Origin of the sequence: Amycolatopsis orientalis, assembly GCF_000943515.2 — a bacterium.
Taxonomy (GTDB): Bacteria; Actinomycetota; Actinomycetes; order Mycobacteriales; family Pseudonocardiaceae; genus Amycolatopsis; species Amycolatopsis orientalis.
The window spans coordinates 3,828,342-3,845,467 of the sequence record NZ_CP016174.1; the positions used below are offsets into that span (position 1 = coordinate 3,828,342).

The window sequence follows — 17,126 nt, forward strand, 5'->3', positions numbered from 1 at the left end:
ACAGTGAACGTCTCTATTTCCACACACCCTCCCGTCTCCGGGACTTTCGCGACGCTGACCCGCCCCGGTGGGCACAGGGCGGGTCAGCGAGTTCACGAGTGCTGCGAAACGACGGCCGGACGTGCGGCCGCCGCGGTTCCCGCCGTCGGCACCGGCAGCGGATGCGGCGCGATGTCGAGGTCACCGTGCGGCAGCAGGCCGTCGACGAGGTATTCCTTGCCGATCCGCTGGGCCTCCGGATTGGCCATCGCCGGGTGGCTGCCGAACACGCAGTGGGTACCGGAACCGCGTTCGGTCACCAGCACCGAACCGGGCAGCTGCTTGTGCATCGCGACCGTGTTCGCGTAGGGCGTCGCGGAGTCGCCTTCGACACCGAACAGCAGAGTCGGCGGCAGGTTCCTGCCCGACGGCACGATTCGCTGGTCACGCACCGGCCAGTTGGCGCAGGCGGACGGGATCGACACGTTGTACCAGGCGAAATCGCTGGTCTTGGCCAGCTCGCCGAAGTCGTGTTCGATCTTCGCCCGGTCCGTCGGCGCCTCGGAGTCGACACAGGCGATCGAGATCATCCCGGCGATGTAGCTCTCGCCTGCCGCGCCACCCGAGGGAGTCGCCCAGTCCAGTACGGCACGATCGTCACCGCGCAGGACGTAGTCGGCCATCGCCTTCGCGAGGGGTTCCCAGTAAAGCTCGTGGGAGAGGTTGGCGATGTAGACGTCCATCAGTTCCACCGCGCCGACGTTCTTCGACGGCCCGTGCGGCGACTTCCGGAAGTCGCCGAGCAGTTTCTGCCAGGCCGCGTTCACCTCGTCGTAGCTCTTGCCGAGGTGGAACACGTTGTCGTACTTGGCGATCCAGCTCAGGTAGGCCCGTTCACGGGCGACGCCCGCGGTGACCTGACCGGTCGAGTTGTGGTACCACATCTGCGGTTCCACCGGATTCATCGAACTGTCGAGGATCATCCGGTCCACCCGGTCCGGATACCGCTCGGCATACGCGCTGCCGAGGTAGGTGCCGTAGGAATATCCCAGGTAGCTGATCTTCTCCTCGCCGAGCAGCGTGCGCACGCGGTCCATGTCCTGGATGACGTTGCGGCTGCCGGTGTACTTCAGCTTTTCGCCGTTCTTCTCCGCGCATGAGCGGGCGAAGGCCTTCCAGGTCTCCCAGCTCTTGTCCCGTTCTTCGGGCCGGTCCGGGTCGGGCTGGAGCCCGCGCCAGTAGTCCTCGCCGACACAGCTGAGCGGCTGGCTGTGGCCGGTGCCGCGGGAATCGAGGCCGACGATGTCGTAGGCCTCGAGCACTTCCTTGGGCAGCCGGGTGTACCCGGTCGCGTTCGGAAGGGACAGCTTGCCCGGGAGCATCGCCGCCGAAATCCCCGGGCCGCCGGGATTGACGAACAGCACGCCACGCCGTTTCGCCGGGTCGGTGCCGGCGTGTTTCGAGACGAGCACGTCGATCCGCGCGCCGAACGGCCGCGAATAGTCGAGCGGGACGTTGACCGTCGCGCATTTCAGCGCCGGGTACGCCTGGGCGACATCCGCCGGACAGGCCCCGAAGTCGAGCTGCGAAGCGGCATACGCCGGTGTGCTGACGGCCGCCGCGGTGCCCATGGTGAGCAGCGCGGTCAGGCCGATGGTGAGGAATCTCCTCATTCGAACCCCCAGTTCGATCGGACCGGGGGAATGTAGCGGCAACGCCGGCCACTCGTCCGCGTGTTCGCCAAGATCGTGCCGGTGCCCCTCGCATTCCGCCGTCGGAATGCGAGGGGACGGCCCTCAGCTCACGCAGCGCCAGGCGACCGGCGTGGACCATCCGGCGGTGCCGCCGATCCGTCCGTCGTCACCCACGACCGAAACGCGGCCGCCCGAGGCGCCGTCCGGCAGCGGAAGCCGCGTCGGCCGCCCGGCGGCGTCCCATACCGCGGGCGGGCCGATCTGCTGGGTGTCGATCTGGCCGCCGACCACTCCCGACCGGTTGATGGCGAAGACACCGGTGTTGCGTTCGAGGCGACGCGGCGACCGCGGGTCGTCCCAGACGAAACCGTCGCCCGTGTAACGGCCGCCCGCCGACAGGGAGGCGATCACCTTGCCCGCGCTGATGGCGACCGGCGAGGAGTCGTCATAACCCGCCGGAAGTGCGTAGGAGGTGAGGACACCGTCCTTCCACGTGTACGGCCCGCCCGAACCGTCCCCGAAGAGGACCGTGCCGTCGTCATCGATGTCGATCGGGTTCGAGAGATTCTGCGTGTTGGTGATCGCGATGGGATTCCCGCCCGCCGGCCACAGCACCGGGACCTCGTAGTACGGGTCGAGATGGGCGACGACGCCGACCACGTCGCCGCGGGAGTTGATCGCCGAAGCGCGCGGGTAGCGGTGTCCCTCCAGCGTCGGCAGGAACCGGTAGGTGCTCCCGGAAAGGACGAACGACGTGTAGTCGGTCGAGCCGGGCGTCGAGGCGTAGCCGACGATGTCGCCCCCTCGGTTCTGGTCGTTCACGGACGCTCGCTCGTAGCCGGCCGGGATGTCCCGCAGCGTGAACCCGCCGTGCTTCCACCGGATGATCCGCGACACCGAGCCGTCCGAGACCTGCCCGGAGAACTCGCCCCGTCCGTCGGTGCCCTCGACCGAGGCGGAAACCGTCCCCGCCGGGACCGGCAAGGTCTTGGCCTGCCAGGTGCACGCCACTTCCTGGGCCGTCGCCGCTTCGGCGGGCGCGGCGAGCAGCGCGCCGAGCGCGAGCATCCCGGTGAGCACGGCCGTTCTGCGAGATTTCGGTGCGGGCGTCATGTCGTCCCCCTGCTCTGAGTCAGCTGGTCCTTCCAGCTGGAATGGGACGTTCGCAGATCCGCGGGTGCGGCGTCTGCGTCAGCTGACACAGATCCCGGACGACCGGTCGATGTGACGGCCACCACACTGCGGCCTCACCCGTTCGGGGGACGAATGTGGCGATTTCGGCCAAACTCTCGTCGTCGTCACCGACTGGGGGGACGACATGTCCGAGAAATGAGTCCGATTTTCTTCACCAAGTCATGGAGAACCGCGGCCGTCGGCGCCGCGGTCGCGATGGTCGCGGGACTGCTCGGTCCGGTGGGTGCGGCGGATGCCGCGCCACAGGACGACATCCTCGACCAGCTCAAGCGGATCCCGGGTCTGACGGTGCTTTCGGAGGGCACGCCACCGGCCCCGGAGCATCGCTATTTCGTGCTCGCCTACACGCAGCCCGTCGACCACCGCCGGCCGGACGGTGCCACCTTCCAGCAGCGGTTCAGCCTGGTGCACAAGGCGGTCGACCGTCCGATGATCCTGCACACCACCGGGTACGGGCTCTATCCGACCTCGTTCCGCACCGAGACGACCCAGCTCGTCGGCGGCAACCAGATCTCGACCGAGCAGAGGTTCTTCCCGCCGTCCCGGCCGGAGCCGGTGAACTGGGACCAGCTCACCATCTGGCAGGCGGCGACCGATCATCACCGGCTGGTGAATGCGCTGAAGCCGCTCTACGCCAAGAAGTGGCTCTCCAGCGGAGCCAGCAAGGGCGGGATGGCCTCGGTCTACCACAGCCGGTTCTACCCGGGCGATGTCGACGGCGTCGTCGCGTACGTGGCGCCGAACGACCGCGACAACGACGAGGACAGCGCCTACGACCGGTTCTTCGCGTCCGTCGGCCCCGAGGCCTGCCGCACCGCGCTCGCCGATCTCCAGGTGGAGGCGTTCAAGCGACGGCCGGAGATGGTCGCGCTGCTGACGCAGTACGCGGCCAAGTTCGGCTGGACCTACGACAAGATCGTCGGCAGCCTCGACCAGGCTTTCGAGAAGTCGGTGATGATGCTCGGCTGGGCGTTCTGGCAGTTCCTCGGCCAGGGCGAGTGCGCGAAGGTGCCGCCGGTCTCCGCCTCCACCCAGGAGATCTTCGAGTACATCGACAAGACCGTCTCCTTCGGTTCGTTCGGCGACAACGACCTCGGTCAGATGACGCCGTACTACTTCCACGCGATGACCGAACTCGGCTGGCCCCAGCCGCAGTTCGCGCACGTGCGGCCCTATCTGAAGTACCCGGACTCGTCGTCGGTGTACTCCAACGTGCCGCCGGACCTGCACCGGGCGCACAACCCGGAGCCGATGCTCGACGTGGACCGGTGGGTGCGCACCTCCGCGCAGCGGATCATGTTCGTCTACGGGGAGAACGACCCCTGGAGCGCCGAGCGGTTCACGCCGAGTCCGTACGACTCGCACCTCTACACCGCACCCGGTGCGCATCACGGCGCGAAGATCTCTCTTCTCGCCGCCGGTGACCGTCTCGTGGCGACCGACATCGTGCGCCGCTGGGCCGACGTCGGGTTCGAAACCGCCGGCACGGGGCCGGTGATCAACCCGGCCGAGCTGGAGGTCGTCCGGGCACCGCTGCCGTTCTGATCCTCCCTGCCCGGTGGGCGCCTTCCCCGCTCCGGCGGGGGAGGCGCCCACGCGCCGCTCTGGCCGCTCCCGTCAGGACGATATTTCCGCGCTACCCGGCCTGGGATTCGAACATGCCTATGCCCGGAATCCGCTCTGAATCGATTTTGGCGAATTCGCCGAAGATTGTTCGTGAACGTATTCCGGGGCATGGTGTTCGTTAATATCCGACACATTACTGAAGGTGATCAGTCGAGTGTGGACGGTGGCTTAGGGTGGGCCGCGAACTCCTGTCTGTGCTGCGGATTCGGGCGTATGACGGGGGATAACTGCGACGTATGGTCCAATATAGGTAGATCGTTCGGACTAAATCCTTGAAATTCGTATTCCTCGGCGCGGCCGGTCGTCTTAACCTTGCGTGATTCTTCGCCTGAATCTTCACTGGGGAGCAAGATGAAGTCCACGCCGTTGTTCTCGCGCGCCCGAAAAACCTCGGAGCGACTGCTCGACGCCCGATGACACAACCCGGTTGCGTCAGCCGATTCGACACGCACGCCCGGCAGTCGCCCGACCGGATCGCGGTCTTCGAACACGGCACCGGGCTCACCTACGCCGGGCTCGCGGGGCTCGCGGGCGGCCGCGCGCTGCGCTTGCGCGACGCCGGTGTCCGGCCGGGGGAGCGGGTCGGGCTCGTCACCGGGCACGGCAGCGCCGCGATCGCGGCGATCCTCGGCACCCTCGCCGCGGGCTGCACCTACGTCCCGCTGGACCCGACGTTCCCCCGGCAGCGTCTCGAGTACCAGGTCGCGGCCGCGCGGGTGACCGCCGTGCTCGCGGATCCGGAGTACGTCGAGCTGGCGGAGTCCTTGTGCCGCACCGGATCCGCACGGCTGGTGCGCTCGGGCAGGGAGACCGCGCCGCTCCCGGTGCCCGAACCCGATCCGGACAGCCCGGCGTACGTGCTGTTCACCTCCGGCTCCACCGGCCTGCCGAAGGCCGTCGCGCAGACCCACCGCAACCTCCTGCACGTCGTCGACAACCAGATCGACGCGCTCGGCATCACCGCGGCCGACCGGCTCAGCCTGCTCGCGTCGTTCGGTTTCGACGCGGCGATCCCGGACCTTTACCCGGCACTGCTCACCGGCGCCGCGCTCGTGCCGGTCGATCTGCGCGCGCACGGCCTGGCCCACGCCGCGCGCGAGCTGGACCGGCACGGGGTGACCGTCTACCACTCGACGCCCACCGTCTACCGGCACCTGCTCGACGCCCTCGGCGAGATCGGCCTCCCGTCCGTGCGGACCGTGCTGCTCGGCGGCGAGCAGGCGACCCACGCCGACGTCCGCCGCGGCCGGTTCGCGCCGGACTGCGTGTTCGTCAACGGTTACGGCGCCACCGAGGTGACTTTCGCCGCGCAGTACCGGACGACCGCCGCCGAGCTGGGCCCGGACGCCGACGGGCCGCTGCCGATCGGGCGCGCGCTGCCCGGGTTCACGCTCACCGTGCTGGACAGCGGCGAACTCGAAGTGCGCGGACGGCATCTCGTCGACGGCTACCTCGACCAGCCGAGCCCGGCGTTCGGGGTGACGGCCGACGGCGGCCGTCGCTACCGGACCGGCGACCTCGGCCTGATGCTTCCGGACGGCGACCTCGTGTGCCTCGGTCGCCTCGACCGGCAGGTCAAGGTCCGCGGCTTCCGGGTGGAGCTGACCGAGGTCGAGACCCGGCTCGCCGAACAGCCCGGCGTGGCCGAAGCCCGCGCGATCGTGCGCGACGGCGACCTGCTCGCCTACGTGACCGCGTCCGGCCCGCGTCCGGACGGCCGGGTGCTGCGGGCCGCGCTGGCGGAGGTCCTGCCCGGCTACTCGGTACCCGCGGCCGTCGCCGTCCTGGACGGTTTCCCGCTGACCGTCACCGGGAAACTCGACGAACTGGCGCTGCCGGACCCCCGGGCGGCCGCGGCCGTCCCGGCCGAGCGGCTGACCCCGGCCGAGGAACGCGTGCACCGGATCTGGTGCGCCGTGCTGGGTCGTGACCGGGTCGGGCGCACCGAGGCGTTCTTCGACGCCGGTGGCGATTCGCTGCGGCTCGGGCGGGGGCAGGTGCTGCTGGCCGACGAGTTCGGGGTGGAGGTACCGCTGCTCGCCCTGTTCGAGCGCACGACGATCGCCGGGCAGGCCGCCTGGTTCACGGAGTCCACTTCGGACACCCCGTCGCCCGCCACCGCGGAGGAACCGGCCGGGGATCTCATCGCCGTCGTCGGGCTGGCCTGCCGGTTCCCCGGCGCGCCGGACGCCGCCTCGTTCTGGTGGAACCTCTGCGCGGGCACCGACTCGATCCACGACTACACCGACGACGAGCTGGCGGCGCTGGGCATCGGGCCGGGCCTGCGTGCCGACCCGGCGTACGTGCGGGCGGGTGGCCGGATCGAAGGTGTCGAGGAGTTCGACGCCGGGTTCTTCGGGTTCACCGCCGACGAGGCCGCGCGGACCGATCCGCAGCACCGGCTGTTCCTCGAAACGGCGTGGCAGGCACTCGAAGACGCGGGACGCGACCCCGCCGCCGAGACCGGGCCGGTCGGGGTGTTCACCTCCACCTCGGTGAACCGCTATTTCCTGTTTCACCTCTTCGGCAACCCGGCGGTGACCGGCGACGTCGACCCGGACGACTGGGAGGGGCGGCTGACCGGCCGCCAGCTCACCGACCACCTGCCCGGTCAGGTCGCCTACCGGCTCGGGCTGACCGGGCCCGCGGTGGCCGTGCAGAGCGCGTGCTCCAGCTCGCTCGCGGCGGTGGCGCTGGCCGCGCAGAGCCTCGCGGACTACCGGTGCGACGTCGCGCTGGCCGGCGGGGCGAATGTGACGTGGCCGCGGTACCGCGGTGGCGGGCTCGTCTCACCGGACGGCCGGTGCCGTGCGTTCGACGTCGACGCGGCGGGCGCCGGATTCAGCTCGGGCGCCGGGGTGGTCGTGCTGCGGCGGCTGGCGGACGCGGTCGCCGACCGCGACCACATCTACGCCGTGCTGCCCGGCTGGGCGATCGCGAACGACGGCCCGGACCGCGCGGGCTACGCCGTGCCGGGGCCGGCCGGGCAGGCGGCCGCGGTGGCCGAGGCGCTGGCCGTCGCGGAGATCGCCCCCGACGAGGTCGCGCTGCTCGAAGCCCACGGCAGCGGCACCCCGCTGGGTGACGCGATCGAGGTGGCCGCGCTCAACCGCGTCTACCGGGACGCGCCTCCGGGAACGTGTGCGCTGGGCTCGGTGAAGACGAACATCGGGCACCTCGACGCGGCGGCGGGCGTCGCCGGGCTGATCAAGGCCGTGCTGTCCGTGCGGCACGGCGTCATCCCGCCCAGCCTGCACTTCACCGCCCCGCATCCGGAGGTCGACCTGGCGGGCGGCCCCTGGTACGTCCCGGCGAAGGCCGGCGACTGGCCCGCCCGCGAGCGGCGGGTGGCCGGGGTCAGCTCGTTCGGCATGGGCGGCACGAACGTGCACATGATCGTGGCGGAGGCCCCCGCCCTCCCGCCACGGCGGACGGCGAGCGGTCCGTTCGTGCTGCCGGTGTCCGCACGTGACGCGAAGGCGTTACGCGAGGCGGTGTCCCGGCTGCGCGAGCGGCTCGCCACGGATCCGCCGGACCTCGGCGACGTGGCGCACACGCTTTCGGTCCGGCGGGCGTTCGCGTGCCGGGCCGCCGTGGTGGCGGACTCGGCCGCGTCGGCGGTCGCCGCGCTCGACGCGCTGCTGGCGAACGGAACCGACGTCGAAGGCCCGGCCGGGGAAGAACGGGACCTGGCTGCCCACTGGGCCGCAGGCGGCGAGCTCGAAGCGGAAGCGGACGGCGATCCCGGCCGCGTCCCCTTGCCGGGTTATCCGTTCCAGCGGGAGCGGCACTGGATCGAGCCACCGCATCACCACGCAACCGACCAGGAGACCCCTCGGTGACCGACACCTTGCCCGTCGCGGGTGGCCACGGCCCGCCACTGTCCTATCCGGACACCACCCTCACCGAGCTGATCCTCGCCCAGGCCGCGCGCACCCCGGCCGCCGTCGCCGTCCGGCAGGGTGACGCCCGGCTCACCTACCGCGAACTGGTCGCGTCGGCGGCAGGCGTCGCCCGGCTGCTGCGGGCCAGGGGTGCCGGGCCCGGCAGCCGAGTCGGCGTCTGCGCCGACCGGAGTCCGGAGCTGATCCCGACCGTCGTGGGCGTGCTGCTGTCCGGGGCCGCCTACGTGCCGCTCGAACCCGGCGGCCCGAAGGCGCGGCTGGCCGAAATCGCCGCGGACGCCGGGGTCTCCCTCGTCGTCGGTGACCGCGCGCGGGCCGAATTCGGTGCCACGGACGGCATCGAGGCCCTCGACGTGCCCCCGCCCGCGGACGGGCCCGTCGAATGCCCCGCCGGCCCCGACGATCTCGTCCACATCCTCTACACCTCCGGCTCCACCGGACGGCCCAAGGGCGTGCTGACCAGTCACCGCAACGTGGTCGCGTTCGTGACCGGGTTCGCCGCCGCCCTCGGGATCCGGCCCGGCGCCCGGGCGCTCGGCATCTCCTCGCTCGCGTTCGACGCCTTCACCATGGACGTGTTCGTCCCGCTGGCGCACGGCGGATCGGTCCAGCTCGCCGGCGCCGCCGACCGGGCCGATCCCGAACGGCTGCGGCGGGTCCTCGTCGAGCACGACGTCGAGTGGGGCTTCGTCACGCCGACGCTGCTGTCCATGGTGGACCCCGAGGCCGTTCCCGGCTGGCGCGTCATCGCCTGCGGTGGTGAGCCGGTGCCCGCGGAGCTCGCCGCGCGCTGGATGCCGGGACGGCGGTTCTTCAACGCCTACGGTCCGACAGAGACCACCGTCGTGGTCGTCACCGACGAGGTCACCGGCATCCCCGCCGACCCGCTGCCGCTCGGCCGCCCGACGCCGAACCACCGGGCGTACGTCGTGGACACCGAGCTGAGGCCGGTCGCGCCCGGCGAGATCGGCGAACTGCTCATCGGCGGGCCGGGCCTCGCGCGGGGTTACCTCGGCAGCCCGGAGCTGACCGCCGCGAAGTTCGTCGACGACCCGACCACGCCGGGAGAACGGCTCTACCGCACCGGAGACCTGGCCCGCGAGCTGCCCGACGGCCGTCTCGAGTTCGCCGGCCGCGCCGACCGGCAGGTGAAGGTCCGCGGCCAGCGGATCGAGCTGGGCGAGGTGGAGGCCGCGCTCACGGCGCACCCGGACGTCGACGCCGCCGCCGTGGCGGCCGTCCCCGGACCGGGCGGCACCCGGCTGGTGGCCTTCCTGGCACCGGCGTCCGCACCGTCCGATGTGGACGAACTCGGCCGGGACCGGCTCACCGCGGCGATGCGCCCGGCCGCGGTCCGGGTGCTCGACCGGTTGCCGGTCAACCCCGTCACCGGCAAGATCGACCGGCCCGCGCTGCGTGACCTGGCCGAAGCGGCGCTGGCGGGACAACGGGAGGACCTCGGCCCGCTCGGCACTCCGGTCGAACGCGCGGTCGCGGCCCTCTGGCGGCGCGTGCTCGGCGACGGCGCGGGGACGGATTTCCTGGCCTCGGGCGGGAACTCGATCGCGGCGATGCGCCTGGTCGCGGCACTGCGGGCGGAGCTGGCCGCGGACGTCGCCACGGAGGACGTCTTCGCCGGTGGCACGCTCGACGGGCTCACCCGGCGGGTCGCGGCCGCGTCGCCGCTGACCGGGCCGGGGCTGACCACTGGGCACGCGCCCGCCTTGTCACCCCAGCAACGACGGCTGTGGTTCCTCGACCAGCTCGCCCCGGACGCCGCGCCGTACAACATCACGATGGCGTTCCGGCTGACCGGCGCGCTGGACGTCGACGCGCTGCGCCACGCCTTGTACGCGGTGGCCGAGCGGCACGACGTACTCCGCTGGCGGATCCGGGCCGTCGACGGCGCGCCGCTGGCGGATCGCCTGCCGGCGGCGGAGGTTCCGCTGCCGGTGGCGCCGCTGACCGAGGACGGCCTGCGGGCCCGGCTGGCCGCCGACGCCGCGACGCCCGTGCGTCTCGACCGCGAAGCTCCCTGGCGCGTGCGGCTCTACCGGCTCGGCGAGGCGGAACACGTGCTCGGCTTCACCTTGCATCACGCGGTGTTCGACGGCTGGTCGCAGGAGCTGCTGTGCGCCGACCTGTCGGCGGCTTACCGGGGTGAGCCGCTGCCGCCACCGGTGGCGTCCTATGCGGACTACGCGGTGTGGCGGGCCGGACGCGACGAACGCCGGGAGGCCGTGGACGTCGCCTGGTGGACCGGACATCTGTCCGGTGCACCGTCCACAGTGGATCTCCCACGGGACCGGCCGCGCCCGGCCGTGCAGACCTATCGGGGCGCGAGCCTGCGTCAGTCCTTTCCGGACGGTGCCGACGAATCGGTCCGGGCGCTGGCCGCCCGCACCGGCACGACCCGCGCCGGGGTGCTGCTCGCCGCGTTCGGCCAGCTGCTGCGGCGGCTCACCGGCGCGACCGACCATCTGGTCGCCACGGTCGTCGCGGACCGGCAGCTCGCCGAGTTCCAGGAGGTGGCGGGATTCTTCGTGGACATCGTGCCGGTGCGGCTGCGGGCCGACGACGCCGCGGACTTCGCCACGCACGTCCGCGGCGGCGGCGCGGAACTCCTCGCCGCGACCGCGCGTCCGGCCGCGCCGGTCGAGCGGCTCGTCGAGGCGCTCGGCGTGCCCCGTGATCCCGCGCGCGCCCCGCTCGTGCAGGTGATGTTCAACGTCCTGAACTTCGGCGAGCCGCGGCTGGACCTGCCCGGCGTGGCCTCGGCGTGGCTGCCGGTCGACAAGCCGGGGTCACCGTTCGACCTCACGGTGTACGTCCACGACGACGGCGTCGAGCTGCTGTACAACCCGGACCTGTTCGACCACGGCCGGATGGCCGGGCTCGCCGAGGACTACGTCGCCCTGCTCGCCGCGCTGGCCGCGGCGCCGGACGCGCCGGTCGGGACGACCGTGCCGGAGCTGCCGCGCGCGGGCGTCCGCACCGCCGCGCCGGACGCGACGACGACCCGCGCCCTGGCCAGGCCGACGGTGGCGGACCCGGTGGCGCTCGCCGCGACCGAGGCCGTGATCGCCCGTGCCTGGTGCGACGTCCTGGGCGTCGCCGAAGTCGGGCACAGCGACAACTTCTTCGACGTGGGCGGGCATTCGCTCGCGCTGGCCCGGGTGCACGCCCAGCTCACCGCCCGGCTCGGCCGCCGGATCCCGATGGTCGACCTGTTCAGCCACCCCACCGTCCGCGCCCTCGCCACGCACCTGCACTTCGGCGGCGGCGCCGCCCCGGAGCTGGCCCGCGCCGCCGAGCGCGTCGCCGCCCGCCGCGGCCGCATCCAGACCAGAAGACCCCGTCGCACCGCCGGCCCGGCCGGTCCCGAATAGGAGCACCACCGTGACCCACCTTCCCGAAACCGGCACCGGCGATCCCGGAGCCGAACCGATCGCGATCGTCGGACTGGACGTGCGCGTGCCCGGCGCGCGTGACGCGCGGCAGTTCTGGCGCAACCTCGTCGACGGCGTCGAGTCGATCGTGCCCGCCACCCGCGAGGAGATGATCGCCCGCGGCGCCGAACCGGCCACTGTGGACGATCCGAGCTGGGTGAACGCCACCGCGGTGGTCGACGGCTTCGACGAGTTCGACGCCGAACTGTTCGGCATGACCAGCCGCGAAGCCGAGATCACCGACCCGCAGCATCGGCTGTTCCTCCAGTCGTGCCACGCCGCGCTGACCGACGCGGGCTACGACCCGGCCCGCTTCGACGGCGCGATCGGCGTCTACGGCGGGTCAGGAGGCACCGGCTACCTGAAAGAGAACCTGCTGCGCAACGCGCGGATCATGGCCTCGCAGCACGGTGGGATCGGCATCTCGACCGGCAACCAGCCGAGCTACCTGACCACCTCGGTGTCGTACAAGCTCGATCTGCGCGGCCCGAGCCTCGCGGTGTTCACCGCCTGCTCGACGTCCCTGGTCGCGGTGCACCTGGCCTGCGAGGCGCTGCGCAACGGCGAGTGCGACATGGCACTGGCCGGCGGGGTCAACCTGGAGATGCCGCACGGCATCGGCTACATGGGTGTCGACGGCTTCACCTCGCCGGACGGTCACGTGCGCACGTTCGACGCGGGCGCCAACGGCACGGTCTGGAGCAGCGGCGCCGGGGTCGTGCTGGTGAAGCGGCTGTCGCAGGCGATCGAGGACGGCGACCACATCCGGGGTGTCGTACTGGGCAACGCGATCAACAACGACGGCGCCACCAAGGTCGGCTTCTCCGCGCCGAGCGTGTCCGGGCAGACCGAGGCGATCGCGCAGGCCGTCGGCATGGCCGGGATCGACCCGCGCACCATCGGCTACGTCGAGGCGCACGGCACCGGCACCGCGCTGGGCGATCCGATGGAGATCACCGCACTGTCCACTGTGTACGGGAACGGGGTCGCCGACACCGGCTGGTGCGCGATCGGCTCGGTGAAGTCCAACATCGGCCACCTGTCGCAGGCGGCGGGCGTGGTCTCGCTGATCAAGGCCGTGCTCGTCATGGAGCACGGGCTGATCCCGCCGACCATCAACTACGACGAACCCAACCCGGGTATCGACTTCCCGGCGAGCCCGTTCTACCCGGCGCGCGTGGTGACGAAGTGGGAGGCGGGCCCGGCGCCGCGGCGGGCGGGCGTCAGCTCGTTCGGCGTCGGCGGCACCAACGCGCACGTCGTGCTGGAGGAGGCGCCGGTCCGCGAGCGGTGCCGGACGCCGCATCCGGCGCATCTGCTGCGGGTGTCGGCCAACACCGCGGAAGCGCTCTCGGCCGCGGTCGAGAGGCTGGCCGACCGGCTGGCCGGGGACGTCGACCTCGATCTCGCCGACGTGGCCCACACCCTGGCCGCGGGGCGCACCGAATACCCGCACCGCGCGGCCGTCGTCGCCCGTGACCTGGAGGACGCTGTCGACGGGCTGCGGGACTCCCGGCGCCTCGTGTCCGCACAGGCCGGGGAGACGAACGTGGCGTTCCTCTTTCCCGGGCAGGGTTCCCAGTACGCCGGGATGGGTGCCGAGCTGTACGAGGCCGAGCCGGTGTTCGCCGCGGCCGTCGACGAGTGCCTGCGGCTGCTCGAACCCGAGCTGCGCGACCTGATCTTCGGGCGCGGTGGCGAGCAGGCGCTGCGGGAAACCCGCGTGACCCAGCCCGCGCTGTTCGTCGTCGAGTACGCGCTGGCGATGCTGTGGCAGAGCTGGGGAGTGCGGCCCGCGGCGATGATCGGGCACTCGGTCGGCGAATACGTCGCCGCCACCGTCGCCGGGGTCTTCACCCTGCCGGACGCGCTGAACCTGGTCGTCACCCGCGGCCGCCTGATGCAGTCGATGCCCGGTGGGGCGATGCTGGCCGTCCAGCTCGACGAGGAGAGCGTCGCCACGCGGCTGCCGGGCACCCTCGCGATCGCCGGGGTGAACGGGCCCGGCACGTGCGTCGTGGCCGGGCCGCCGGACGCGGTCGCGGACTTCGCGGCGACGCTCAAGGCCAGCGGCGTGCAGTGCCGCGAGCTGGTGACGTCGCACGCGTTCCACTCGCCGATGATGGACCCGGTCCTCGCCGAGTTCACCGCGGCCGTCGCCGCCGTCTCCCGCACCGCGCCCGCGCTGCCGTTCCTGTCGAACGTCACCGGTGACTGGATCACCGACGCCCAGGCCACCGATCCCGCCTACTGGGCCTCCCACCTGCGGCAGGCCGTCCGGTTCGGCGACTGCGTCAAGAACCTGTTCGCGCGCGGCGGCCGCTGGGCGCTCGTCGAATGCGGACCGGGACATCAGCTGTCCGGGCTGGCTCGCGGACAGGTCCCGAAGGGGATGCCCGCGCCGCAGCCGAGCCTGCCGGGCCGTACCGAGCGCATCGGCGACGTCGAAACGTTGTACGGCGCGGCGGGTCTCTTGTGGACGAACGGGGTTTCCCTCCGGGCGAAGACGTTCGGCGCCCCCGGCAACCGGGTACCGCTGCCCGGCTACCCGTACGCGCGCACGCGGTACTGGGTCGATCCGGACCCGATCACGGCCACCGATCCCGCGCGGCGGAGCGGTCCGCTGCCCCTGTCCGAGTGGTTCGCCGTCCCGGCGTGGCGGCAGGCGGAACCGGACCTGAGACGCGAGCCTTTCGCGGGCGCGCTCGTGTTCGCCGCCGACGACGTCCTGCCCGGCCTGCTGCGCGACGCGGGTGTGAAGGTCACCGAGGTGCGTCCCGGCGACGGATTCGCCGCGACGGAGACCGGCTTCACCGTCCGGCCCGGGGTACGCGAGGACTACGACGCGCTCGTGGCCGCGCTGCCCACCCGGCCCGAGCGGGTGGTGCACGCCTGGACACTGGCCGGGGACGAGCGCGGTATGGCCGCGCAGGACCACGGGTTCTTCAGCCTGCTCAACCTCGTCCAGGCATGGGGCGAGCCGGTGCGGATCGACGTGGTGAGCACCGGTACCGCCGACGTCACCGGCACCGATCTGACCCGTCCCGAGCACGCGACCCTCGCCGGCATCGCCCGGGTGGTACCGCTGGAGAGCCCGGGCACGGTGGTGCGCCGGATCGACGTCGACCGTCCGCAAGACGCCGTCGCCGAGCTGTTCCGTCCGGCCGACGCGGCGGCCGAGGTCGCGCTGCGGGCCGGTCGTCGCTGGGTGCTGGACTACAGCCAGCTCGAACTCCCCGCGGCCGCCGAGCCGGTGCTGCGGGACGGCGGCCGGTACCTGATCACGGGCGGGACCGGTGGTATCGGCATCACGCTCGCCGAGGACCTCGCCCGTCGCGTGCGGGCGAAGCTCGTACTGCTCGCCCGCACCGGGCTGCCGCCGCGGGCGGAATGGGACGCGCACCTCGCGGCGCACGGCGGCACCGACCGCGCCGGGCGCACGATGCTCGCCGTGCGGCGGATGGAGGCCGCGGGCGCGGTGGTGCACGTCGTCGCCGCCGACGTCACCGACGCGGCGCGCCTGCGCGAAGTGCGTGAGCTGGCCGAACGCGAGTTCGGCGGCCTCGACGGGATCGTGCACGCCGCCGGATTGCCCGGCGGAGGTGTCGCCGAGGTGAAGGAGCGGACCGCAGCCGAGGCCGTACTGACCCCGAAGATCGCCGGGACGCTGGCACTGGCCGAGGCGTTCGCCGATCTGCCGATGGACTTCGTCGCGCTGTGCTCGTCGATCACCGCGGTGGTCGGCGGCATCGGGCAGGTCGATTACTGCGCCGCCAACAACTTCCTCGACGCCTACGCGCGGGGTGACCACGGCTGGCAGGCGCGGCTCATCTCGCACGCCTGGGGTGGCTGGGACGAGGTCGGCATGGCCGCGGAGGTGGCCGCGCCGACCACGATCCGCACCGCCCGGTCGCGGTCGCTCGGCCCGGTCGAGCACCCCGTGCTCACCACACGCACCGAAGACGGCGCGCACGGGCTCGTCTCGGCGGCCACGCACTGGCTGCTCGACGAACACCGGATCGCCGGTGTGCCGGTGGTCCCGGGCACGGGACATCTGGAAACCGTCCGCGCGGCGGTGGCGGCGGCGCTGCCGAAGCCCGGCGACGGGCACGTCGTCGAACTGCGGGACGTCGTGTTCCTGGAGCCGTTCGGCGTCCCGGACGGTGCCACCGCGGAGTACCGCGTGGAGTTCGACGGCGACGACTTCACCGTGACCAGCCACGTCGCCGGCGCGAGCCGGACCCACGTGCGCGGATCCGCCGGGTGGGTCGCGGCCGAATCGGCGTCCACTGTGGACATCGAGGCGGTGGCCGGGCGGACCGAGCCGATCGACGACGGGCACGGCTTCGGCACCGGCCGCACCAGCATGGTCACCTTCGGCCCCCGCTGGGCGGCGCTGCGCGAACACCGCATCGGCGCACAGGAGGAACTGGCCACGATCACCGCTCCCGACGCGGCGGCGGATGACCTCGGCGCGTGGGGGCTGCACCCGGCACTGCTGGACGTCGCGACCGCGTTCGGCCGCGGCCGGGGGAGCGGCACCTATCTGCCGATGAGCTACGGCCGGATCGTCGTCCACGACGCGCTCCCGGCGAGTTTCCGCAGCCACCTGCGCTACCGCGACTCCGGCGGCGACCAGGTGGTGGCGGCCGACCTCTCGCTGTGCGACGAGACCGGCCGCGTACTCGTCACGATCGAGGACTTCGTGCTGCGCCAGGTCGATCAGGACGCCGTCGGCGGCGGTCTGAATCCGTCGGCCACGGTGTCCACTGTGGACACTGTGGGAACGTCGACCGGCATCCGGCCGGTGGACGGCGCCGAGGCGTTCGTCCGGGCGCTGGCCCCCGGCCTCGGCGGGCAGGTGGTGATCAGCACCCTGCCGGTGCGGGAACTGATCGAGCACCGGGTCAGCGCCGAGGAACTGGACGAGCCCGGCGAAGCTCCGGCGAAGGTGTCGGAAGACGATTACGTCGCCCCGCGCACCGACCTGGAAGCCGAGATCGCCCGCCAGTGGACCGAGCTGCTCGGGGTGGAGAAGATCGGCGTGCACGACGACTTCTTCACCCTCGGTGGCAACTCGCTGGTCGCCATCCAGCTCATCGCCCAGGTGCGCAAGGCCACCGGGACGCGGCTGGCGATGAAGACGCTGTTCGAAGCGTCCACAGTGGCCACTCTGGCCGAGCGGATCGAGGAGCTGCGCGCCGGCAAGGCCGAGGCGCCCGCCGAACCCGCCCGGACCACGATCCCGAAGCTCGAGCGCTGAGTCGTGAGTGGCAAGT

The 17,126-nt window shown here is 72.2% G+C and carries 6 protein-coding genes; 4 read left to right on the plus strand and 2 right to left on the minus strand.

The window, feature by feature from the left end; genetic code table 11:
- Nucleotides 1–92: 92 nt before the first annotated feature.
- Both SD37_RS16960 and SD37_RS16965 read right to left on the minus strand, forming a co-directional pair.
- Nucleotides 93–1,652, minus strand: a complete 1,560-nt coding sequence (locus SD37_RS16960; RefSeq protein ID WP_044850595.1) for an alpha/beta hydrolase — start codon at nt 1,650–1,652, stop codon at nt 93–95.
- Between the two features lie 123 nt (nt 1,653–1,775).
- A complete protein-coding gene (locus SD37_RS16965) occupies nt 1,776–2,786 on the minus strand; it encodes a hypothetical protein (RefSeq protein ID WP_145926643.1) in 1,011 nt (336 codons plus the stop codon).
- 216 nt (nt 2,787–3,002) lie between these two features.
- Here SD37_RS16965 and SD37_RS16970 point away from each other — a divergent pair, with 216 nt between their 5' ends.
- The 4 genes from SD37_RS16970 to SD37_RS16985 all read left to right on the plus strand — a co-directional run bounded on the left by SD37_RS16970 (nt 3,003) and on the right by SD37_RS16985 (nt 17,110).
- Nucleotides 3,003–4,412, plus strand: a complete 1,410-nt coding sequence (locus SD37_RS16970) for an alpha/beta hydrolase family protein (RefSeq protein WP_052674836.1) — start codon at nt 3,003–3,005, stop codon at nt 4,410–4,412.
- A gap of 494 nt (nt 4,413–4,906) precedes the next feature.
- Nucleotides 4,907–8,335: a beta-ketoacyl synthase N-terminal-like domain-containing protein gene (locus SD37_RS16975; protein WP_065912858.1), complete on the plus strand. Its 3,429-nt coding sequence runs from the start codon at nt 4,907–4,909 to the stop codon at nt 8,333–8,335.
- Nucleotides 8,332–11,787 carry a non-ribosomal peptide synthetase gene (locus SD37_RS16980; RefSeq protein WP_065912859.1) on the plus strand — a complete coding sequence of 1,152 codons (3,456 nt, stop codon included), beginning with the start codon at nt 8,332–8,334 and terminating at the stop codon, nt 11,785–11,787. The genes SD37_RS16975 and SD37_RS16980 overlap by 4 nt, the downstream gene beginning before the upstream one ends.
- A 10-nt stretch (nt 11,788–11,797) precedes the next feature.
- Nucleotides 11,798–17,110, plus strand: coding sequence for a type I polyketide synthase (locus SD37_RS16985; protein ID WP_044850591.1), 5,313 nt, complete (start codon nt 11,798–11,800; stop codon nt 17,108–17,110).
- The last annotated feature ends 16 nt before the right edge of the window (nt 17,111–17,126 follow it).